Source organism: Clostridium sp. D5 (assembly GCF_000190355.1).
Classification (GTDB): Bacteria; Bacillota; Clostridia; order Lachnospirales; family Lachnospiraceae; genus Faecalicatena; species Faecalicatena fissicatena_A.
Genome location: NZ_GL870809.1, coordinates 1089628 through 1113911, shown reverse-complemented (window position 1 = coordinate 1113911; position 24284 = coordinate 1089628). Strand labels below are relative to the sequence as shown.

The window sequence follows — 24284 nt, the reverse complement described above, 5'->3', positions numbered from 1 at the left end:
GAACACTCCTTCTCTTCTCAGAAGCCATCAATAATGGACTCTCTTTTCTTTTCGCTTATGTGCTGATTTGCGAAGTGCAACAGCAAAAGTTCCTGTGGTTATTATACATACAGCAAGGATAATACCAAGAACCAGCAGAAAACGCTTCCGTGCCTCTGTCTTTTTTTGTTCAGCTGCCAGATTCGCTGTCTCTTCTGCGTTTGTTTCATCCAGTTCATCCTCCAGCCAGGAGGGCAGTCCCCTATCCTGTTCATTGTTATCGTCTTCTCCTATACCGGCCTCTGCTGCCTCTTCTTTGTTTTCTTTATCGTCTTCCCCGCCGGATTTTTCTCCGTTCTCCGTCCCGGAGCCGCCATCCCCGGAGTTCTTATTGGCCTCTTCCAGCGTTTTGTCATTGGTTGGTATCTCCTCCGGTGTATCGTTATTATCTACCTCAGGAGTTTCCAGGGCCGCAAATGCCGCCTCCGCATTCTCCAGAACAGACAGGTTGGTGACTCTTCTCTGCTCATCCGGTGTCAGGTTATTATAGGCGCTGCGTGCAGCCTCCAGCTGCGGACCGCTTGCCGTACTCACGGTTCCGATCTGATCAATCATTTCTATCACCTGCTGGATTGCCGACAGTGAGTCATATATTGATGCTGCCGCTTCCAGCATGTCATAATTATGTACAAGCGCCTGCTGTGCTCCGGTCAAATTATTATAGGCATAGATTGCGGCTTTAATGCTATTGCCGGTCTCCAGTGTTACATCTCCAATGGCATCAATCATTTCTATTACACTCTGTGCCACTATAAGGTTCTGGTAGGTTGCTATTGCATTTTGAAGAACCGGATAAACATTCACAAGGACCTTCTGGTCATCTGTTAATTCGTCATATGCCCTCTGGGCCTCTGCTATCATGTCCCATTTGTCCATGGTAATATCCCCGATTGCCGCAATCATCCCTGCAACGGCGGATGCACACAGCTTATTGTATGCTGCCTCTGCTGCGGTCAGCTTTCCAGGATAGCTGACAAGTACTTTCTGGTTTTCTGTTAGTGCATCGAATGCATTGCGTGCCGCTTCAATGGCCTCTTTGCTGTCCACGGTTACTTCACCAATTGCTTCAATCAGTTCGTCAACTATAGCAGCCATCTTCTTATCCATTTCCGTAGCCTCATGCTCTTCCTCCAGCCTTTCCCATTCAGCTTCCGCATCCAGCAGTACCTGGTAATTCGTTACCAGTTCTTTCTGCCTGTCGGTCAATTTATCATAAGCACGTCTTGCATCCTGAATCTGGCTTTTTATGTATTCAGCATATCTAATCTCGCCAAGCCCTGCGATCTCTGCTATAACTTCCTCTGCGGCTTTCTTGTTTTTCTCCTCTTCATGTTCAAATGCGGTAAGCTCATAGTCAATTTTTCGCTTTGTTTCATTCAGCTGACGAGAAACCTCTTCCAGATCATACGCCTGCAAAATAAACTTTTTCGCTTCGCTGATATACTTCAGGATCTTCGTCTTCTCCTCATCACGATATTCATCGAGATCTACATAATTTTCAAGCTCAAAGATTGCATTATCTTTCGCCGCCTGCAGCTCTCTCTCTTCGGTCTTGTCTTTTGTTTCGACCTCGTCAATCATATTCTTTGCCTGAGTGAATGCTGCGTTGATTGACTCCATATCCCCCGCTGCCTGAATCTGGGCCGCTCCTTCTGCAATCAGTTCCTGGATAATATTCCAGTTTTCCCCGCTATAATCCTCTTCCTTTTTATAGTTCTGAAGTGCTGAAACCGCTTCTGTCTTAAAATCCTCCAGATTCATCTGCCAGCTCAGGATTGGATAACCGTTCTGATATCCCAGGTAATCCCGGATAAAGCAGCTGCCTCCTCCGTTCAGCGCATTCAGAGTGTCGTCACTGAGCAGCTTCTCCGACTCCAGGAATCTTCCCGATGCCGAGAAATCCCCAGACCCTCCCACCAGTGGGATCTTTAGGGAGTCACTGCGTTTCAACGCATATAACACCTCATAATCTCCAGGATTGAAATCTCCAAATATTGCCCCTATTTTTAAGCCCGATTCATTTAGATTTACAGGACCGGAAGTGTAGCACCACTTTATACTTGAACCTGTAAAAGCGCCTCCCACCAGACCGCCGGAATTATGCTCAGCCGAAACTTCTCCGCAATTATAGCTTGAATAAATTGCTGAGCCTCTCCCCCCAACTGCTCCGGCCAGACCGCCTGCCGTATGGCTGGACTGTATCATTCCCGCATTATAACTGGTCTGTAATTTGACAGACGGGCCGATCTGTCCAATCAGACCGCCGGCTGCATAACTGATCCCGCCTTTTCCCGCAGGACCTATAACAACAGATCCGGTGTTTGAACAGTTTGATACAGCTGCATTGGCCGCATAGCCCGTGATACCTCCGGATCCGCCTCCTAATAACGTTATCTGATCCTGTCTTATACTGACACTACTGTGGCAGTTTATTACCTGGCTCCGATTATCCGAATCAGCACCGTACACATAAGCGGCAACCCCTCCGACAAAATCCACTCGCGCGCCTGCCTGAATCGTTCCGGAAACTGACAAGTTCTGAATCACCTGGTTTTTACCCCGCAGCTGACCAAACAGCCCCGCATAAACGTCTGCCCACTCGATAAACAGTCCCCTGATCTGATATCCTCTGCCATCAAAGTCTCCTGTATACGCCTTCGCGTTCCCAATCGGTCTCCAGTTTTTAAATCCCAGGCTGATGTCGTTGCACAGCTCGCCGCTGATCCCATCTGCATCTTCCACGGTGTTTACCTGATTCGCGAACCAGGCCAGCTCGCTTCCACTGGTAATCTGGTAGATCCCCCGCTCATTTACCGCTGGCTCAGTCAGAGTCTTTCCGTCCCATGCACCGGCTTCAGGAATCTGATCAATGACCGCATCAATATTATTTTTTCCTTCTTCCAGACCGTTTGTAACCTCCGCTGCTGTCTTAGCCTGCTCAATCACTTCCAGGGCCTTCTTGCGCGCTGCATTGATCTTATTCATCCAGAGACTGTCGTAACTTTCATCTGCACGGTAAGCAGTCAGCTCCTGGATGGCGTTCTCCCGTATTTCCTCCAGTCTCTTATCCGCCTCAAAGCCTGCAATTCTTGCATCCAGTGCGTCCCGTCCATCCCGAACCAGCAGGCGCACGGCCTCCGGTGTCTCCGCAACATTCATTTTCTTGATATAATCACTCACAACAGAATCGAGATTCTGCTTCTGCCCATCTGTCAGGTCAGGATGCTGGTCAACGAGCCTGTCTCGGTAATCCGACAAGGACATTATTCCGTTATCAATCGCTTCCATCAATTCATTATCCGCATCGATTCCCGGTTTTACTTCTTTCAACTTCCCACGGGCCTCCTCCATAAGTGCATCCAGATCCTCCTGTTTTGTAACTGCCCCCAACTTATCCTTATAGTCTTTGACAATCTTTTCAAGCAAAGGATAATTTCTCCCATATTTTTTCCGGTTTGCCGCTGTCAACCAGCCGTTAAGCTCCATCTGCGCATCATCGATTGCAGACAGTAGCACGGACGGTAGCCCCTGCCATACCAGTTTTGGATAGCCGTCATTCTGTATATCATAAGTATTGGCCATGGTAAATGCACCGCCGAGTTTATCAATCATTCCGGCACTCTTCAGCTCTTCTTCTTTTAGCATGAGCGCCTCACCTAAAATATGAATCCCCTTATCACTGGTTGCTCCAACCGGTTTCAGACCGTTATCCGGAGTTGCAAGCCCATAAACCGTACCATAATCACCGCTGATCATATACCCAATAATACTTCCGCGTCTGTCATTCAGGTTATTGCTGAACTGCACAGTGGCGTACGCATTTTCAATCACAGGCCTTGGCGGAAGTTTCTCCTGTGTCCAGTTGTCATAGCCAGCCTGCCCTACGATACCGCCCATCTGAGCCCCTGTTCCGGTTCCATATGTAGTCATATCACCCAAGCTGTAGACATTCCGTACGGCACATTCTTTTTCTGTTCCATCCGAGTACATACCTGTAGTGGATACACGGCCGGCAATTCCGCCGGCAGTGGAATTAGCTTTTATTGTGCCATAGTTGCAACTTGCATTGATCTCTGCACCACTCTTTACTGCCCCGGCAATTCCGCCTACACAAATATATCCCTGCACAGTGGCACTATTCACACAATTCATTACCTGTGCATTTGCTCCGTAAACCAGACCGGCAATTCCGCCCACATGATTCTGGGCAAAACCGATGATGGTAGACAGCTTTCCTTCATTTGTGCAGCGCATCACTATCCCTTTACAGATTCCAACAATGCCGCCCGAATTACGGTACATAGCTTCTCCGTCCATCGTCGTCCGCGCATAATTTGTGCAATTCGTAATCTGCCCGCTCTTCAGGTAGCCTGCGATACCGCCGCTGCCAACGTATAGCTCATCGCTCCCCCCTACCAGTCCGTAATTTCCATAATTCTGCAGTACTTTTCCCAGAACAGTCACATTTTTGACATTTCCTCCGTCAATGACTCCAAAAAGCCCCGCATAACGGCGCTTTGGATCCTTTTGGGTAATTTCGGCCCGCATATAGACAACTTTCTGGCCGTTTCCGTCAAAGTTTCCCTTGTAAGGATTCTCTTCTGTATCTCCAATCATAGTCCAGGTATGATTCGTATTATAGTCATTCAAATAAATGTAGTTTTCCAGCCTTCCGTTTATCTCACCGTTCCCGCGGTTTACCTCTGCTGCAAACCAGGCCAGCTCTGCCCCCGTGCGGATCAGATACGTTCCGTATTCATCCAGGTCCGGAACCGTCATCGTTTTCCCGTCCCATGGATTCTCAATGGATGCAGCCTGAACTTCCGAAGGAAACGGGGAAATCGGCGTAACAGACATCGTAAATATCAGGATAAGCGCCAGTAACCGTGCCAGAACCCTTTTCTGTGATTTTTTCTTTTTTTCCCTCATTTCTTCCTCCTTACAGCTCCCTTTTCTTCATGCCCCGGCATATTCGTTCTATTACAGGAAATAGATATATTTCAGACGGAACTTCTGTATGATATTTCCATTCTTATAGATCCGAATCCAGATTTTATTTTTAAACGATTCCTGAATTTCCCGCTGTTCCTCTGTAATCTCATGTTCACTGTAGACTGCCTCCTGACGGATTCTCACGATCTCCTCATATTCTGCCGCTGTTTCCTCGTCAAACATATCCCCCACCGGTTCTCTGTAATCGTACAGGGACGTGTTCCTTATATCCAGGCCGGCCACGGACAGAATATTCATGCTGTACTCAAAGAGTGCCCGGATCGCCAGCCTTCTGTCCGCAGAGCCGAACAGCTTTTTCGCCTTCCTGCTTTTGTGTCTCTGCAGCAGAACCCAGATTAGAAATACAAGCATAATCAAAAGCATAAGACAGATTCCCGTTATCAACACAATCTCCAGAATCAGAAGCCAGTCAATTTCGTCTTCCTCTTCTTTCTTCTGCTCTTCCTCTTCTTCCTCCGGTTCATCGGGCTGGTTCTCCGATCCCTGGCCTGAAAGCCCGGAAATATCCTGGAAATCCTCTGCTTTGTCCATCGTACCTATGTACGATGGGGTAACCTCAAAGGGCAGCCAGCCAACCCCGTCCTGGTAGTATTCCACCCAGGCATGGGCATGGGTATCATCCAGAATATACGGTTCCCCTGCTGTCATTGCTTTGACATCCTCCGGCGTAACCAGATATCCTTCCACATAGCGGGACGGAATTCCATAGTAACGGAACATCATAGCCGCTGCACTTGCAAAATGTACAGAATAGCCCTTTTTAGAATAATTCAGAAACTCCTGTATGAAATCCGAACCGTTCCAGCTACCGTCCAGCTTCTTCGTATCCGTATAATCTGCCGTCAGCACATACAGTATATTTTGTTTCGCCTCTGCATAGTCCACATGCTTCTCGCCCTGTTCCGTCTCTCCCGTATCGATAAGCTCATGCAGGGCAGACGTAAGTTCAAATGGGATATCCAGATAGGTTGCATAAACAAATTCATTGTAGAATTCTTCGTTTCGCTTGTAAGCCTTCCCTGCTTCCGTGAGATTTTTCTTATCCAGCAGCCTGGCATCGTAAACCGGGTATTTGGTAATCTGGTTAGAAAGCGCCTGATATACATATTCCCGATCTCCATTCCAGCCCCCGGCAATCAATCCGGCATCTCCTATTTTCTGGGCATCCATCCTGGTCTGCAGGTCCGCTTCCTTCACCGACTGTAATTCATATGGCACATAACAGTACTTGGAACTGCCAGCTAGATTCCTGACCACAACAGTATTCCTTTCTTCTGCGGCAGTCTCTTCATCCAGTGCAACTGCTGCATCCCCCAGGCACTCCTGTCCGTAAAATCCCCCCTGGTGGAGCCAGTAAAACAAATCCCTGCCCTCCCAGAGTTTTTCCGACGGAATATCCGTCCACCCGGTGCCTGTATACTGACTGCCGGTATACCCTCTCAGGTAATAGGATTCCGGTTTTGTCATCGTCACTTCCAGTACCGGCTTATTTTCGGTTTCGAGAGAACCCAGCCCTGTAAACCGGCCCTCCGGAAGAACCTCTGCGTCCCCGCTGTAGCGTGACTCTTCAATCATAGACTTCCAGGTTTCTTTCCACCCTGCAAATAAATCATTCTCTGTAACAGTGGTCTTCCCAAGTACAATGCTGCCCCCAAAAAGCAGGAGAGCACTTCCTGCTGCCACGAGGGCGAATACCTGGAGAGAAGCCAGACGCTGTTTTCCTGCCGGAACCATCTCCCCATGTCCCCGTATCCACACGGCAAGCAGGCATAAGAAAGAACCTATATTCCATAACAGCTCCGGAGCGATCCCGGCAGCCATCTGCACCAGCAGAATAAACACAATCTGTATGCCCAGAAGAAGTCTGTTTCCGGTCCGGACCAGATATTGCCCTAACACTGCAAGCATTCCGGACATCCAGGCCAGTGCAGCATACATGCAGACCGTCTCCATTGTCCCCTCTGCCGCCACATGATAAACCGGCAAAAGATAGGGATACTGTTTTCCCAGTACATCTACCGCATGATTATATAAAATATGTATGCCGTCGTTCCAGATATCCCCAAACAGCAGGATCGTAACCGCCAATAGGCCGCACCATGCCGCGATCTTCAAAAACCGGGCTTTTCCCCTGCCCGTTCCGGCCAGGATCATCAGCAGGGAAATGGCTCCCTGTATGCCTGTGAATGCTGCCGGACTGACCGGAATCTGAAACGTCGATACCAGCCATCCCGTGCTTCCTGCCAGATACAGCCACAAAAAAATCCAGTCTACAAGATAAGCCGCTGCTCTGTTTTTCTTATTCCCCTGTTTTTCAACGCTGTACAGATGAAATGCATTCTGTTCAGCAGCCTCTGCTTTTTTCGTTGTTTTCTCTACCATTTGCTTATCTTCCGCCACTTCTCTTGATATATTCTTAATATGCTTTCATTTACAACTGCAGATGATTCTATATTTCTATATAAGAAAGATATTCCGTCATTGTCTCAGGCCCTGTGCCAATCATGGATATCCCATCCTGCCGGTCATAACCTGCCCCGCCTTCTTCACACAGAACTTCCGTCAGCAGACACTGGTCTGCCAGAAAGCTTAATGCCGAACGATGCTGCGGGGTAAACAGAACCACATGGGCAAACTCCAGCTGTTCACGGGTCTTCAGATAATGTTCTGCAGCAGACATCTCATCTTCTCCCGGAACTGCTCCAAGAAGCCCCGGAAGCACAATATTCAGATCCTCATCTGTTTCAATTTCCATACTGGAAAACGTATTCTCCTCATGATTCTGCCAGCCAATCGTATGTACAATCTGCTGGCTGATCAATTCCTGGGATACCGAGAGAATAGCCTCTGCCAGTGCGTCCAGACAGGACGGATCTGTCTTCTCTGTCCCTTTTATTCTTCCGGTTTCCAGTAGCAGCAATATCGTGTTCTGAATCGGCAGGCCATAATCTCGTACCATAAGACTGTCGAACTTCTCTGTCAGCTTCCAGTGGATCTGCCGGATCCGGTCACCCGGCTGATACTCACGGACCGCAAATGTCTCTGACGGATCATATCCCGCCTTTTTCATGGAGTATTCATCACTGTCCAGATTTGCATTCTCCCCATAGGCAATCTGCGTTTCCACAGAAAATGTATGAGGGGCAAACATCGTCAGCGCCGAGATCTCGCGGCCTAATCGGATACGAAACCGGAACAGGCCGAAGGGATCAAAAAGTGTGAGCTGCCGCAGCGTCATTCTCACCCGGCCGGAATGCCGGCTTTTTATCTCTATTTCCGTTGCCGCACGCATCTTTCCTGGTGCCGCCATCCGCAGTGTTGTATTCTCAGCTTCTCCGGTCAGCAGATTCTCACAGCTGACCCTGCACAGCAGGCGGTCGGCCGGAAGGAAACTGGTATTCGTAACAATCACCTGGCCGGATGCCGCAGCTCCTTTTTCACTGTAGGACTCTGCTGTAAGCTCTGCCTTCAGTCCGGACGCTGCCAGCCTGGTCAGCAAACCTGCCAGAAGCGGCAGCACCACGGAAACAGCAATCAGCAGATATCCGGCCGTGCCGCCTGTCATAATACAAAAGCATACCGTAAATAACAGCCATATAGCCCACAGAACTCTGGATTTTACCATCTCTGCCTCCTCAACGTCCGCTGTCCGGAGATTTTGTTCTATTCATAACCTGTTTCAGGACATCCGACGCCGAAAGCTCTGAGACCCTTGCTTTCGGGTTCATAATAAGCCGGTGTGCACAGACATCCACAAAGACCTGCTGTACATCTTCCGGCATCACAAAGTCTCTGCCGTCCAGATAGGCGTGGGCTTTTGCCATCCTTACCACCGCCAGTGCGCCTCGGGGACTGACTCCCAGACGGATCATCTCATCATTCCGGGTTTCCATAGCCAATGCCGTTACATATTCCAGAATGGAATCTTTGACATGAATTCCACGGACTTCCTCCTGCATTGAAAGGATTGTGTCTCTGTGGATAATTTCATCCGTTTCGTCAATGGGGTTTGCCGTCTGGCGGTCCCGCAGGATATTCACCTGGCTTTCAAAGTCCGGGTACCCCATCTCCAGCTTAATCATAAAACGGTCCAGCTGCGCCTGAGGCAGGAGCTGGGTACCTGCTGACCCCACGGGGTTCTGTGTGGCGATCACCACAAATGGCCGTGGAAGCAGATGGGTTGTGCCGTCTACCGTCACCTGTCCCTCTTCCATAACCTCCAGAAGAGCAGACTGAGTCTTGCTGGAAGTTCGGTTAATCTCATCTGCCAGCAGGAGATTTGTCATCACCACGCCGGGCTTATAATCAAAACTTCCATATTCTTTATTATAGATAGAGAATCCGACAATATCGGAAGGCACTACATCCGGAGTAAACTGGATTCGGTTATAATCCATCCCCATGACTCTGGAGCAGGCAACTGCAAGCGTTGTCTTTCCCACACCAGGTACATCGTCCAGCAGGATGTGTCCCTCTGAAAGGATTGCCATGAGCACCCTTTCTACCACCTCCCTCTTGCCGATGATTACCTTTTCAATCTCCTGTATGACAGAATCCGTCTGACTATTCATTTCTTCTTCCTCCTCGTACCTTGTCTTATTAGCTTTTAGTAGTCTCCACTGTTGGGATCCACGTTAATATCAGCCCCATTATTAATTGTAAACATCACTTGTATTACATCTCTATCTCTGATTCCAAATACCCCCATACTCTGTCCGATAAAACGATTATTTTGTGTAACCATCCAGCCTGAACTGCCGCTTGCGAATATATTTTTCCCCAAACTGTCATTGCTGGCGGGATCTTCAATAGTTATTCCCTGCCATTCATACATTTCCCGCTGCTCATCCGATATTGACCATCCATCAAGAATACCCTTTTTTTCAATGTAATCCAAGAAATATGATGCATCTGTAGGAATGCCCTGATATATTGGTGTATATCCATAGGCTTGCAGCCGGTCATTCACAACCTGAGCAACCGTCTGATCGGCCGGAACAGTTACATATTCGTCTATCATGGTTCCCAGCCCTAGTACATTAGCCGAAAGAATCATATGCACCTGTGCACTCTGTTTATCTGGAGAAAATGTCACTGTTAGGTCTTTCGTGGCTTTATACTGTTCGTAATCAGTTAGTTCAATCCTGATATGATTGATTCCCTCTGTCAGGTACAGTGTAAATTCAAAATCACCACCTGATATACCGGAAAATACCAGAGGCTCTCCATTCAGATATACCTTAAACTGCTTGGAATCTCTAATCACAGCACCATTATGATCAGAAAATGCTACAGCGAAAGTATATGGGCTTTCGTGCACTGTTTCGTTATCCCCTAGATTCCTCGGGTCAATATACGGCACCTTTTTATTGTTATCAGGTAGATTGCCGTCTTCATTACGTACATATTCAATTTCCCAAATATAATGTTTTTTTTGGTTGTTAGAATCCATAAATGTTACTTTAATCTGCGTATTCACAGATGCATCCAAGTCACATTCGATATATCTGTCCAAAAGTTTCTGGTCAGTCTTATCGATCCAACCAATCCGATTTCCCACTTCTATTTTGGTTATTCTATCCTGACCAGTGGAAAGACTGATACGAAAATAAAATTTAGTTGTAGAAGCCGTGTATGTTAATACCTTACTTCCTGTAAAACTGGAGCTTTCAACCGTATCACTTAATTCATTGCCGTCCCCCCCATCTGGGCCTTTACCTTCGAATTGTAGGCTTTCTGTCTCCGTCTTATAGGTAATTGTAAAGGTAATGTCCGGATGGCCTCCACCTGATCCAGCTTGCACATTCACTGTATTTTCACCCACGTTTAGCTGCTCCAAGTTGCATACTCTGTCAGAAGGATCGAGCTCCATGTAGCTCCCCCTATTCAAACGTACCCGCGCTTTAATATCCTTAGTCCCCTGTTTTGCAGTAACCAGCAGACTGATATTGTTCTTATTAACAGTGTAATTGTCTCCATCTTTAAGGATTACAGTAGGGTCCGCTGAGACTTGAACTTTAAGATAATATTCTTCTTCCGGTACGTAAATAATAGTATACGTTGGTGTAAATGCATTAATCTGATTTTTCTCGTCTGTTTTATCACTGAAACGGAGTGCAACAGAGACTTTATTGTCCCCTTTTTTGAGTTTAATACCCATACCATTCTGATATAGGGATGAGGAACCATTCAGTATTACTTTCTGGCTGACTAAATTCAATTGTTTTCCCTTTTCCGTCAACTTAATCCTCAAGTCATACTCTTGCTTATCTACGATTTCATTCTTAAGGTTAGTCGTAAACAATAGACTGGACTGCTCCGGATTCAAGGTAATAGCCTCTCCGCCCTCCGTAGGCTTATTGCCATTCCCCCCCGGCCCTCCGTCCCCCGGATTGCCGTTATCCCCCTCTCCCGTGCCTGGTCCTTCCCCTCCCTGAGAAGGATTAGACGGGTCATTCTTATGCTTATCAATCAAAGCAAGCAAGCTGTCTCTTGAAGGAGCGCTCAAAGACGGATCTGAAGTATCCGCATTTGCGTGTTCCCGCTGGTTCTCCTGGGCATTATCATCCTCCTGCTGCATCTCCCCCTGCTCTGCCTGATCTTCTTCCTGTTCCTTTTCTTTTTCCTCCTGGGCTTCTTTATTCCCTTCTTCTCCGGTATTGATGTTGGCATTCTCCACATCTGCCAGCTGCGTCTCATCCATAGCAAGTGTGGACGATGTCAAATACATACGGGATGCATCCGCATCTTTGTCTTCCATGGGATTCTCCGGAGCTGTATGGCCAGAAACCGCCAGCATGATAAAAAACAGTGCTGCGAGACACACTGCTGCGGATGCTGCACCTTATTTTTTTTAATGTTTCTTTCATCTTATGTCGCTTCATACTTCAAACTCCACTCCCAATTTACTTAAAATATGATCCTGCCTGAAGGCCCTGATCCCAGGACCTGAGGCCGAATCATTTTTTCAATCATAACTCTGCATATAACTGCACTTAAAATCTCGTTTATTCCCGCGAAGGCAGCGAGCCAAGTGAACAAATTCGCACGTACATTTGGTGACTGCCCGTGGGATTAAATCCCCCACCGCTTACTGCGGGGTTTTCAACTATTTGTTCTTCTTACGGCGTCCAGCTGCAAAAACAGCAACTCCGCCTGCTGCTGCAAGGATCAGAACCAGATATACAACATTCAGGGTATCCCCTGTTTTTACAGTAGATGGCTTCGTATTAGTCTTATTTGTTGTATTATTGTTTCCTGGTTTTGCAGGATCTGCAGAAAGCTTAGCGATCACAGCCGTCTCTTTTTCTCCGCATATGGAGCATACTCTCTCTTTGCTTCCTTCTTTAGAAGTTGTCGCCTTCGTTACTACTTTCCATCCGTCTTTGTCGGTATCATCGCTTACAACCCATTCATGTTCTTTCACTGCGATCGCTTCTGTTTTTGTATCTCCGCAAACTTTACAGGTGTATACTTTCTCACCTTTTTCTTTACAGGTTGCTTCCTTTGTTACTTTTCCCTTATCCCATGAGTGCTCTTTCACTGCGATTGCTTCTTTTTTTGTATCTCCACAAATACTGCAGGTGTAAGTTTTCTCGCCTTTTTCCTTACAGGTTGCTTCCTTTGTCACTTTTCCCTTATCCCATGAGTGCTCTTTCAGTGCAATTGCTTCTTTTTTTGTATCTCCGCAAACTTTACAGGTATAAGTCTTCTCACCTTTTTCTTTACAGGTTGCTTCCTTTGTTACCTTTCCGTTGTCCCATGTATGGTCAAGAAGCGGGATGTCCTCTGATTTCAAAAGGGCATTGTCCCTATTGCAGCGTAACTCTTTTACACCTTTTTCTTTACAGGTTGCTTTTTTTACTACTTTCCATGTTCCGCCGTCATGTCCCAAAGCCGGAGTATCTTCGTCAGAAAGGACCTTGCCGCAAACACCGCAGGTCACTTTCTTGTGTCCCGGATCCGTACAGGTTGCTTTCGTCTCTTCTACCTGATTCTGGTCAGCCGGATGGTTTACCGTAACATTTGCTGACACAACTGCTGCATCGCTGTCTAAGTAATCATGGCTGCTGTAATATAAATTATTAATTGTTACAGTAACCGGATCAGGAGTACATTTTAAAACTTTAAACTTCACATTAATTGTACCATTGCTGAAATTTCCTGATGTTACATATCCAAAATTCCCACCTGCCTCAGAGGTCATTCCTCCTGGAAGCCCTACATAATCAACGCCTTCATATTTTAAAACTGACGTATCAAAAGAAGGTTCTCCATGAATTGCACTCAGATTTTCACTTTCACTGGAAAATGTGATAGGTACTACAATCGTATCTCCAATATTTCCAGTTGCATTTGCCGCACTTGAGGAAACTACAGGTGCGCTCGCCGCTTTAACGACATTTCCATCAGACAGCATTGCGCATGAGGCTGCCATAACTACTGCACCTAACAATGCCGCCCACTTTCTTTTTACTTTCATAATAATTCTCCTTTGCTTTGAAATTATATTGTTTATATTGGATTATCATGGTCTAAAACCATGTCGTCCACCCTTTCGCTGGTAGCTTAAGAGCTTTAGCTGCCCTTCGTTACCAGATCCAGCAAAGCACTTACATCTGCATTGCTTACTTTTCCGTCATTATTCATATCTGCTATCTCCGGTGAAAGCGGCCGTCCCGCTGTGACTCCATCCAGCAGAAAACTCACGTCTGAATTGGTTATCTTGCCGTCTCCATTCAGATCACCTTTTCCTGACGGGTCGACCGGCACGAATGTATAAGCCGGTACATCAATCTGCACGCCGCTGCTCCAGCGTTGTGCATAACTCATTTCGTAAAGATACAGGACAGCGGCCTCCCGGTCAAAACCGTCAATGGTAACGGTATTTTCCCCTGCCCTAACGGCCATCCTTTTCCCATTCTTACGTATTTCGGCCGCCGTCGGCATCTTTGTGCCCGCCGACTTTTGTTCGGACAGATAGTATAGGTAACCGTCCATACTCGCATTCACACGAACCGTCACACTTTTCTCCGCACGGGTTATGAGCGCGTTTGAACCGGCCGTTATCTTAGGCTGCTCGTTGTTCTGAAATAAAGTGATTCTGTATACCTTTTGAGTGTTTCCATCCTCAGCCGTTACTGTGACCGCAACCTCGGTCGGCGCCAGTCCCGATGCATATAAGGTGTATCGCTGCAGTACCTCCTTGCCAAGATAAATCGGCATTGGTTCCAGCTCCATTCCCGCACTTGATCCGCTTTCGACCGTAACCTTCATTGTAGACGAAGACCCCTCCGGCAGCCTCGGCCAGATATAATAAACTGCCTGGCTGTTGTCTCCATAAATAGAGGATTTATAATCTGTATGGTCCGGCTCGAAGACCGGTTCCATTTCCATCTCCATAACCGTTATCATTGGAGAAAAACTCACCTGCAGATTCTCCAGTGATACATCAGTGTTTCTCTGAACGATAGAGAACTGATAGCTGCGTGTCTGCTGCCCGTTAGTCAGTATGACTGTCACCTCCGCACGGCCGTCTGTTAATGTAATTTCCTGTACATTTCCTTCTTTGCCGTCCACGGAGACCGTTGTCCCCTCGTTTGCCTTCAGGGTAAGTATAATCTTATCTTCTCCTGTATCCAGCAGAATACTGTGCTTTTCCGCCTGTCCATCAAATTCCCGGCCGCCATCCAGCACCGGGTTGCCACCGGCAAGCTCTACGTCCTCCAGATATACCCCCGTTGGACGCAAGGCATACAGCCATGCGGATTCATAACGGATGTACATGTGCCCATCCTGATCAATCAATACGCTGCCGCTTCCGGCCCCTGACACCTCCCTCTGCTGATAAAATAAACCGCTTCCCTCTCCCGGTGCATCTGCACCGGCCTTGTCCTTTAACAGATACACTATTCCAGTGGGACTGTCTGTGGTGAAATATACATACACATATCCATCCTGCTGTTCATAAGCTGTTGTCAGGGTGCCAGGTCCTTTTGCTCCATATTCGGTCTCCATCTGATAGGCCAGTGTCAAACTTCCGGTCGCTTCATCCATCTGTACAACATTCAGATAATACGGTCCCTGAACGACACCATACTTATCTTTTGATGCACTGCCCACGTAGATCCGATTATGATAGACAAGGGGCGTTCCAAATACTGCGCCTCCCAGCTTCAGGGATACACTGCTTTCTGTATCCAGCATTCCATTTTCAGCCAGGGCATAGCTATATAGATAACCATTCTCTGTAGCAAAATAAATTCGTCCGCTTTCATAACTGATTGCTGTTGAAGCTGCCCCGGCCTCTAATGGCAGAGAAATCTTCTGGACCATCTCCCCTGTTTTTTTATCCAGACAGTACAGCGTGGTGGAGTGGCTGCAGGCAAACAGATATTTTTCACTGGTATAAACACCGGTTCTATAATATCCCCTACTGTCATACTGTTTCCACACTGCCAGTTTCTCTTCATTGGTACTGTCCGGTTTCTCATCATTTATAGAGATACACACCAGATTGCCATTTGCAAATGCGGCATATATATAGCCGGAATCGTATCGAAGCGCTGATGCTGTATTTCCGCCCACACTATCTTTATAGATCCACATAGACTTCAGCGTCCTCGCATTAAACGCCTGCAGCTTTCCATCGCTGAGTGGGACAAAGATCATCCCCGCTGCATATAGAGGCTTTGTAAAAGAGCTGTTTCCCCATGCTGCCATCTTTACGCTTTTCGCAATCTCACCGGTATCCTTATCCAAATACATGAGTATGTTGCCGTTAAAGCAGCAGATATAGTTCTCTACAAGAATCCCGTCACTGACACTCTTGCCATAATCAGCATTCTCACCATACTGCTTTTGCCATGAAACCTCCGCCTCCAATCGGGCAGCCGGTGCCATGGCATCCACTATGTTCTGATTGCTTTCAGTTTTCCAGTATCCGCCCCACTGCGCATCCAGTTCCTCAAGCCCGCTGCCGGAAGATTTCTGCAGGGTGAAAGTCCTCTCTTCATCTTCTATTAGTTTGATTGCACCTCTCTGGGTCTGATATCCCTCTGCGGAAACAGTATATGTATACTCGTCCCCACTGATCAGTTCATAACCTCCGTCTTTTTGGGTCAGTCTCACATGTCCGGCATCATATATGGCAAATACCGCATCCTTCGGTTCCAGATTCACCTTCAGGCGGCAGACCGGATCCACATACACGGAAAGTTTGTATTCATAAGGCGATGACTGGAATCCGTCTCCGGCACTCAAAACTGCCGTTGTATCCTGGCCCTGCAGCGGTAAAATGTAACTGCCATTCTCTGCCGGCTCTCCATTCACCATCAGGCTTGTACTGGTTTCTTCTGCCGGCGACAGGTCGATCCTGATCTGTCCGGTAGTAGAAGGCACATGCACGGCATATTCATAAACGGTCTTTTTAAAAACCGGGGTATATGGAATCTCTTCCCCCTTATCATCCGTAAGACTAAAACCTCCCAGATAGGTACCTCTTACTATATGAACCTGATAAATTTCCGTCCAGTCTTCTGCCGTCACTTCCAGTACAAGCTCTTTTGGTTCTGTGTCATAGGCATTGATAATCCGCCCGGTAGTATTATTGGTCAAAGACGTGGATTCATCCACCGGCATGTCAACCGCAGTTTCCTGCCCGGTATTCAAATCCACGAATCTGGCTGTAATCGTTCCCATTACATCATCTCTAAGCTGAGGCCTGGCATATAGCACATTGGTATTCTCCGGAATTCTGAGCGTATACTCATTGCTGCCCGGAACTCCCTCTGTGAGTTCATACCGGTTACTGCCCGAACTATTCTGCATAAAGATGATACTCTCAAGCAACGGCTCCCGCACGGTCACCAGGACAAGGCACTCGGCTGAAAAATCTCCCGCCGTTGCCGTTATGACAGCCGTGCCTCCGCCGCCTTCTGCTGCTGTTACAATTGCCTCATTTCCGTTTCCTTCCACTACTGCAACTTCCGAATCATCTGAACTCCATATGATTTCCGGCTGCTCAGTTGTATTTTCCGGAAGCAGACGTGCTGTCAGACTCTTCTGGTCTCCTGTCTTCATCACCAGGCCGCTTTTGTTAAGCTCAATCCCTTCAAGAGGAACGCTTGTTTCCCCGGGTTCTTCCACAGGAACGGGGGCTTCCACAGGAACGGCTTCCTCCGCTTTCGTGTTTAATGGCTGCCAGACAACGGCTGAAAAAGCAGTCAGTATAGCCAATATTCCCGCCATCCATCTTTTTTTCTGTTTTTTGTATTCTGCTATTCCAGCCTTCATCTTATCATCCCTCTAAATCATTTTAGTTATTTCCTGCTGTTACCTTATCTAAAAGCATGGATACATCTGCATTCGTTATCTTTCCATCTCCGTTAACGTCTCCTGTTCCCAGATCCACGTTTTCACTTGCTGTCACTTTATCCAGCAGCATAGATACATCCGCATTCGTTAATTTTCCATCGTTATTCATATCGCCGGTTATAATCGCAGATGCAATATCCAGAGTACGTACTGCAGATTCGTTACCTGATGCGTCTTTCAGAATCATATAAAGCTTCTGCGCGCTTCTTTGCAGGCCAGTCAGTTCAATCGTGTTCTTGCCTTCCACTGCATCTGCTTTTGTTCCCTCTGCCATAAGCTTCGCACTGTCCGGTGCTTCCGCGTCTGCTGCCTGAACCAGATAATACAGCTCTCCTGCTTTATTTGCTGTTAAATTAAGCTTTGCACTGCTATCTGTACGTTCTGAGATAGCTCCATCATCGGTTGTAATGATCGGAAGTGCATTTCCGGAATATACGGTAAAGTTATAATCCTTAGACTGTGTTCCGTCCTCCGAACTTACTGTCAGCTTCACCTTTCCTATGGTTGAGTTGTCCGCAAATCTCACATTGAAATACGTATTCCCCTTGTAGTTCGTACTGCCTTTAATTTCGTCACCTTCGTTTTTACCAGAAATACCGCTTATGGCAGTCATCGTCATCTTATCTTTTGAACTCATACGCGTGGGCCAGATATAGGCATTGTCCTTATCAGCCTCAATCCCTACCGTGTACTCAGTCGTCATTGCATCAAATGCAGGATCTAATGTGTAAACGACGGTGCTTGCCATTCCCTCATTCGGAGAACTGTCCACTCTGAGATCTTTTAAAACAGGTCCTGTTACAACATGGAACGTAAATGTTCTGACTGTAGTACCCTTTTTCAGCTGTACTTCTACCTCTGCCCTTCCGTCAACAAGCTTGATATCCTGCATTGCTCCGGGCACTCCATTTATCATAACTTCTGTACCTTCATTTGCAGTCAAATCCAGTTTGAAGCTCTCTGTTCCGGGATCCACCTGAATCGTGTGAGAATTGATACTACCGTCAAATGGTTTCCCACCGTCTATAATTCCGTTACCGCCATCTATATTTACCTCTTTCAGATAAACGTCTGAACGCTTTAATACGAACTGCCATGCGGAGTCATTCTTTAAATACAGATTGCCATCGCTGTCAGCAACTGCACTTGCGATACAATACTGTTCGTGAGTCGGCGTATAGAATAAACCGGATGCCGGATCTGCTTCCTTCAATCCTGCCTTGTCTTTAATCATATATAACTGACCATGAGCTGAATTGGCAAGGAAGTATACATATACATATCCGTCTTCTTTTTCATAACCTGTAACAATCAAACCAGAAGTCTGGCAGTAACCATCTGTCGGTACTGCATATGCCGGTGTCAATGCTCCTGTCGTAGGATCTATATCCACTACCAGGAGTGCATTTCCCTCTACACCAAACATCTTTCCTGCATTAATCCCTACGTACAGTCGGTTATTGTAAATAGCCGGGGTACTTGTGCTCTGACTTCCCAATTTCAAAGGTTCAATCAGATTTTCTTCATCAAGTTTTCCGTCCTTTGTCAGGTTGTAAGAATAGAGATTACCGTTTTGGCTGGAAACATAGACTCTTCCATTGTAGTAAGAAACATCACAACGAACCTGTCCGCCTAAATCTACCCGCTGCATAATCTCACCGGTTCGTTTATCAATACAATGTAATACTCCATTATTGGTACATAGAATAACATAGTTTTCATTTGTCCAGCATCCGTCCCAATAGAAGCTGCCAAGGTTTTCATCTCTCCAGGTTGCTGCCTTTCTTTCCGTTTGCTGAGATGGATCTTCATCAGTTACGGAAATACAAACGAAACCTGATTTCTTAGTTGTAAAGAATCCAACATAGATATATCCATCGTCATAACGAATCGCACTCTCACTCCGTCCGCCCGCAGGATCTTCATAAACCCAAAGGGATTCCAGTGTTTCTGCATTAAAGCACTGAATTGTTCCATTCCCCAGCGGTACAAAGAGCATTCCCTCAGCGTATGTAGGAGGCATCAAACCAAATGTGGTTGGTGTTACTGTCTCACTTGTCTTCAGGATCTCTCCTGTTTCCTTATCCAGAACATAAAGTTTGTTTCCGGAAAGTGTGTAAACTTTGTTGTCAACAATAATCGGTGTTGTTCCGCTGGTCGGCTTAACATATTCACCTGTCTGGCGTTCCCACTTCACTTCAATGGAATCTGAAGTTATGGGAGTCTTTGCATCAACAATTGACATATTGTCACGGCCGGAACGGAAGCCCGGATAATCTGCATCCAACTCCGGAAGCGTGATTTCTGCGGCCTTCTCCAGTTTAAATTCTTTTGTCTCGGACTGGCTGATATTCAGAATACCTGACTGGCCCACATATCCGAGTTTTGTAACTGCATAGCTGTAATCGTCACCTGGGAAAAGGCTATACTTGCCATTCTCCGGCCATAGACGCTTATTCTCCCCATCATAGATCGTAAACAATGCATCTTTAGGGTTCACCTGCACGGATAATTCAACTATCTGTACTCTATCGACAATGACGGTATAGGAAGTTTGCTCTGCTCCCCCTTTTTTCACTTTAATAACAGCCTTATTCTCACCATCAACCAAATTCATCTTATAGGTTGTGCCGGTCACTTCTGTTCCGTTAACCATTACCTTTGAATTACCAGTATCCGGATTCTTAAATGTAATGTTGACTGCATCCACATCACTCAGAACCTTCGTCCTATACTCTGTGGTTGATTTATTAAATGCAGGATCAAATTTCAGTGTATCTCCATTTTCATAATTCAATTGCAGGCCTGTCAGAATTGTGAGCTGTTTTATATGCACGGTATAAACTTCTGTTACCCCGCCTTTTGTAGCAGTAATGGTAATATCATTTGGTTCACCATCAGCTCTTATCGCACCTGCCATAGACTCATACTGATTTTTTGCCGTAGATTCAACTTTTACATCCTTGCCTGTGCTATCCGTATAAGTATAAACGACCTTCATGTCTTTATCTGTCGTGCCTTCATGCAGCTTGACTCTTAATTCAACGGCTGTGGATGTATCATATACCAGTGTTGCCTCTTTTGTTGTTACATCAAATTCAACATTTTGAGTCTGATATCCTTCAACACCTTTCAGAAGAAGCGGTGCTTCCTCAGACTCCAGTGTGAAGTTTTTGGTCTCTGACTCTGTCAGATTAACCGTCCCTGTCTGGGTTACAAATCCTTCTCTTTCAATCTTATAGTTGTAATCTTTTCCGGCTTCCAGACTGTAAACTCCATCCGTTCCCTGAACTGCCGCTCCCTCACCGTCTGTAATGGTTACAGTTGCATCTGCAGGGTTCGTTGTAACGGTCAGGTCAGCTTTTTTAATATCCTTGATGATATTAAGAGTATATGCTTTTCCGACAGTTCCTTGCTTTTCTGCTTTTGCGACAATTGTTGTTTTTTCTTCCGTTAACGGAACCTGGCATTTCGGGTAGGAAGCTCCTTCTTCTAATACAGCAGGCTTACCATTAACAGTGTATACATTATCATCAATATCGCCCCAGTACATAGCCATCAGGCTAACTTCAACTGATTCTGTCCCCCCCGGAACTGTAATCTCATACTCTGTTTTGTCCTCAGCAAAGCCGGTCAAATATGAAATATTTCCATCACTTACTTGGAGCTCCATAAGGGGCGTTAATCGAACCACGTGTACTGTATATGTTTCTACCTTGTCGCCTAATGTAACAGTGATTTGAACCTCTCCGCCTTTGATCTCTCCATACTCGAGCAATGTGTCTAACACCAGTACTTCACCACTGGTCATTGTTGTTGTCACGCTGTCCTTAAAAGTATTCTGGTACTGAGCCTCGATTGTGGCTCCTGCAGCTTCTTCCTTCAGAACTGCACATATGCCCAATTCGTACGCCTCTTCAATAACACCTACTGTGCATTCTTTTGTTTCAGGGTCAACCTCTGATATTAGTTTGACAGGATCGCCCACTTCGCTTGGATCAGAAAAGCTGATCCCAGACAACATATTCGTGTCCGCTGTCGTTCCTTCTGCCAGAACCGGCATTCCTCCTGCAAATACAGTAGTCACCATCACAACCACCGCTAATAACCAGGACAACCCCCTTCTTGTTTTTTGCTTTTGTTTCATTCTTTTTAATCCCTCCTGTTTCTCCTCTTAGGCCATAGGCCTGAATTGTTTTATAGAAACAGCCAGCATTCTGTTTCATGCATTGACCGTTAACTATCTTTAAGTAAATGCATTTTTCTGTTCATCCTTTCTCCGTATCTATACTGTCTGTTTCAATTCAATACGCTATAATTAAAAATAAAAGCTCTTCCATCATTCCGATAGAAGAGCTCATCTTTTTTACTATATTATATTTTTAGTATACAAAACGGACTATTTCTTCATCCCAGAAATACATCGTAACAATCATCACGGCAGGTCTTCTGACTTCGCTTCATCCTCCGAAACACCTTCTCAGCATATAAATGCCAATGGTATAATCGTTTCTTCGTCCACGTTACAGTAGAGGTGACTGTACCGGCCTCGCACCGGTTTCCCTATTATCATTCCCCAGCTGTCCAGGAAATGCACCGCAATATAAATATTAAATTAATTACTAACAACAACGTTCCGTTTAAACTATGTAGTTCATTATAAAGTATGGCCCAGCAAAAGTCCACTGTTTTTCACATAGTTTCCATACGGTTTTCACAAAATATTCACAACACTATGAATCATTTATGTCCTGTATCATTTTACCAGTTTTCTGATATAACTTAGGTAATTTTTATAGATAGATGCGTAAAAATTTCTGATATCACTCATCCGGCCATTTTTACCTTCTGCTTCTTTCGCCAGCTGCTTATCATCCTGCTGGAGATCAGAACGTCTTCCATTTGACTGCACTCAATTGTATATTCTGCATCCGGCATGTATGTGTTAAGCAACTCCAGCGTCTCATCTACGGGTATATTCCCGCGTCCCAATCCCAGGTGTGCATCCCTGTCCCCACAATTATCGTGGACATGCACATGTCCCGCATGCTTCCCAAATGCCTGAATCCACTCGCTCAAAGGCCTGGGCGAGTAGCAGTGCGCATGGCCGATGTCCAGGCACAGTTTAAAATCCGGGGACTCAACCTTCTGCTCCACTTCAATCATGGGCGGTATTTCCTGGTCATATACATTTTCCATAAGAATCTGGATACCGCTTTTACCTTCCATAAACTCATTCCAGAACTCGGCCACTCGATCTGCCCAGCCAGTCAGATAATAAACTCCCGGAAGAAAACCCGTATGGAAAATTATCTTTCTGGCCTCCAGTCTTTTGGCAGCCTCATAGGTCTGTGTAAAGCGGGATTTCGTCACCGCCCTTATCCTGGAATCATATGTCATTGGATTCAAATCCAGAAATGGACCATGCAGCGTCAGGCTTCCGGCGCCTATATATTTTAACCGTTCTCTGTAACCGGCGATTTTCTCATCCAGGCAGTCCAGGTTTTCAGAAATAGAGAATTCAATACTCTCAATCCCAACCCCAGTTTCTTCTACTACCTGTCTCATTTCTTCATCCTCAAGAAGATGACTTGCATATACCATAATATTTTATACCTGATCCAGGCAGTTTCCCCTGAAATATCCCTTTCGTCTGGTACAGCAGTGCACTCATCTTTCAATTATGCAATGCTGTATTAGATATACTCTGTTTCGAATCCGGAATCCCGGCAGTATTTTTCCACTGCCCCGCCTTTTTTACATCGGATCTTTGCACTGCGGTTAATGATCCATGCCCCGATTTCTTCAGGATCATGCCCGATCTCAAGCACCTTCAGTCTGTTGCATCCATGGAAGGCCCACTTTTCAATTATTTTTACCGTTGAAGGAACCGCTGCATATTCTAACCTGTTGCATTTTAAAAAGGCGCTGTCTCCAATTTTTAACAGCCCTTCCGGCAGCTCCAGGGATGTCAGTGCGTTCTGATAAAAAGCCTCTGCCTCAATCTCCCTTAATCCATCCGGCAAATCAATGTGCTCAAGGGCTGTACATTTGTAAAATGCCTGCCGCTCTATCCTGGCAATCGTTGCCGGTAGGGCAATATGTTTCAGGTTAATACAACCGGCAAATGCCTCTGCCTTCACTTCTCTGCAGATACTGCCGTCATCAATCTCTACCCGCTCCAGACTTTTGCACTGTGCGAAGGCTCTTCTTCCAATAAAATTAGTTGTTCCGGGAAGTTTTACCTGACCCAGCTTTGTACAGTTATAAAAGGCTTCCTTGCGAATCAAAACTGTACCTTTCATCTCGACTTCCCGCAGCGTCGTATTGTAAAAGCTCTGTGCTCCAACTTCTACGACATTTTCAGGCAGAATAACACGGCGGAGTTTTGTATTATTTTTAAAGGCCTTCTCGCCAATCTTTCTGTAATGTGTGTCCGCAATCCATTCTTTTATATTTCCGTTATTCTTCACCTGCACCTTATTCAGAGTGTCTTTCTCATTTGCTTTCCAGACGGATACCTCCCCTGCCATATGCTTCCCTTCCTTTCAAATAAACTAAAAACTAGGCGTTTGCGAAACGCCACAACCCTCATAAATACGGCATTTTTCTGTTACTAAAAACAAATAACTCCTCACTGGATATGGTATAATAGAGTTGCCTAGAAACTATAAACCACTACCCAGAAAGGAGTTATTCTGATATCTATGATACCATACAAACAGCTTTCTTTGGCAGATATTTTTCAAGATTGCCAAGATAAATTTGATAATGACAAGCCTGCGTTTCTGTCTCTACTGGAAAACCATATCGACATGGATGAAATTATTCCGATTTCTTTTAGAAATCATTTTTAT

The 24284-nt window shown here is 46.0% G+C and carries 10 protein-coding genes, 1 pseudogene and 1 riboswitch; of the genes and pseudogenes, 1 reads left to right on the top strand and 10 read right to left on the bottom strand.

What is annotated here, in order from left to right:
• Nucleotides 1-27: 27 nt before the first annotated feature.
• From HMPREF0240_RS04690 to HMPREF0240_RS04645, 10 genes are all read right to left on the bottom strand, one after another.
• Entirely contained in the window at nt 28-4968 is a 4941-nt protein-coding gene (locus tag HMPREF0240_RS04690) for a hypothetical protein (protein ID WP_009002297.1), read from the bottom strand.
• A 51-nt stretch (nt 4969-5019) separates the two neighbouring features.
• Entirely contained in the window at nt 5020-7434 is a 2415-nt protein-coding gene (locus HMPREF0240_RS04685; RefSeq protein WP_035312385.1) for a transglutaminase-like domain-containing protein, read from the bottom strand.
• A gap of 67 nt (nt 7435-7501) precedes the next feature.
• Nucleotides 7502-8677, bottom strand: coding sequence for a DUF58 domain-containing protein (locus HMPREF0240_RS04680; protein WP_009002295.1), 1176 nt, complete (start codon nt 8675-8677; stop codon nt 7502-7504).
• Nucleotides 8678-8687: 10 nt separating this feature from the next.
• Nucleotides 8688-9623, bottom strand: a complete 936-nt coding sequence (locus HMPREF0240_RS04675) for a MoxR family ATPase (RefSeq protein WP_009002294.1) — start codon at nt 9621-9623, stop codon at nt 8688-8690.
• A gap of 35 nt (nt 9624-9658) precedes the next feature.
• Nucleotides 9659-11812, bottom strand: a complete 2154-nt coding sequence (locus HMPREF0240_RS04670) for a hypothetical protein (protein WP_148486283.1) — start codon at nt 11810-11812, stop codon at nt 9659-9661.
• A gap of 348 nt (nt 11813-12160) precedes the next feature.
• Entirely contained in the window at nt 12161-13534 is a 1374-nt protein-coding gene (locus HMPREF0240_RS04665) for an LPXTG cell wall anchor domain-containing protein (protein WP_009002292.1), read from the bottom strand.
• Nucleotides 13535-13629: 95 nt separating this feature from the next.
• Entirely contained in the window at nt 13630-17346 is a 3717-nt protein-coding gene (locus HMPREF0240_RS04660; RefSeq protein WP_009002291.1) for a cadherin-like beta sandwich domain-containing protein, read from the bottom strand.
• A 22-nt stretch (nt 17347-17368) separates the two neighbouring features.
• The gene (locus tag HMPREF0240_RS04655) at nt 17369-21574 is read right to left on the bottom strand and encodes a cadherin-like beta sandwich domain-containing protein (protein WP_009002290.1); all 4206 of its coding nucleotides are present in this window, start codon (nt 21572-21574) and stop codon (nt 17369-17371) included.
• Nucleotides 21575-21848: 274 nt separating this feature from the next.
• Nucleotides 21849-22043: riboswitch (cobalamin riboswitch) on the bottom strand.
• A 211-nt stretch (nt 22044-22254) separates the two neighbouring features.
• On the bottom strand, nt 22255-22995 hold the full coding sequence (locus tag HMPREF0240_RS04650; RefSeq protein WP_242833291.1) for a sugar phosphate isomerase/epimerase family protein: 741 nt from the start codon (nt 22993-22995) through the stop codon (nt 22255-22257).
• 128 nt (nt 22996-23123) lie between these two features.
• A complete protein-coding gene (locus HMPREF0240_RS04645; protein ID WP_009002288.1) occupies nt 23124-23960 on the bottom strand; it encodes a leucine-rich repeat domain-containing protein in 837 nt (278 codons plus the stop codon).
• A gap of 174 nt (nt 23961-24134) precedes the next feature.
• Between HMPREF0240_RS04645 and HMPREF0240_RS24245 the strand changes: the two are divergent.
• Nucleotides 24135-24284: pseudogene (locus HMPREF0240_RS24245) on the top strand (ISNCY family transposase); the annotation flags it as partial.

Excerpts from the sequence above, each read along its gene's own strand:
- HMPREF0240_RS04690 (WP_009002297.1), bottom strand. The coding sequence starts at position 4,968 with ATGAGGGAAAAAAAGAAAAAATCACAGAAAAGGGTTCTGGCACGGTTA.
- HMPREF0240_RS04685 (WP_035312385.1), bottom strand. The coding sequence starts at position 7,434 with ATGGTAGAGAAAACAACGAAAAAAGCAGAGGCTGCTGAACAGAATGCA.
- HMPREF0240_RS04680 (WP_009002295.1), bottom strand. The coding sequence starts at position 8,677 with ATGGTAAAATCCAGAGTTCTGTGGGCTATATGGCTGTTATTTACGGTA.
- HMPREF0240_RS04675 (WP_009002294.1), bottom strand. The coding sequence starts at position 9,623 with ATGAATAGTCAGACGGATTCTGTCATACAGGAGATTGAAAAGGTAATC.
- HMPREF0240_RS04670 (WP_148486283.1), bottom strand. The coding sequence starts at position 11,812 with ATGGAAGACAAAGATGCGGATGCATCCCGTATGTATTTGACATCGTCC.
- HMPREF0240_RS04665 (WP_009002292.1), bottom strand. The coding sequence starts at position 13,534 with ATGAAAGTAAAAAGAAAGTGGGCGGCATTGTTAGGTGCAGTAGTTATG.
- HMPREF0240_RS04660 (WP_009002291.1), bottom strand. The coding sequence starts at position 17,346 with ATGAAGGCTGGAATAGCAGAATACAAAAAACAGAAAAAAAGATGGATG.
- HMPREF0240_RS04655 (WP_009002290.1), bottom strand. The coding sequence starts at position 21,574 with ATGAAACAAAAGCAAAAAACAAGAAGGGGGTTGTCCTGGTTATTAGCG.
- HMPREF0240_RS04650 (WP_242833291.1), bottom strand. The coding sequence starts at position 22,995 with ATGAGACAGGTAGTAGAAGAAACTGGGGTTGGGATTGAGAGTATTGAA.
- HMPREF0240_RS04645 (WP_009002288.1), bottom strand. The coding sequence starts at position 23,960 with ATGGCAGGGGAGGTATCCGTCTGGAAAGCAAATGAGAAAGACACTCTG.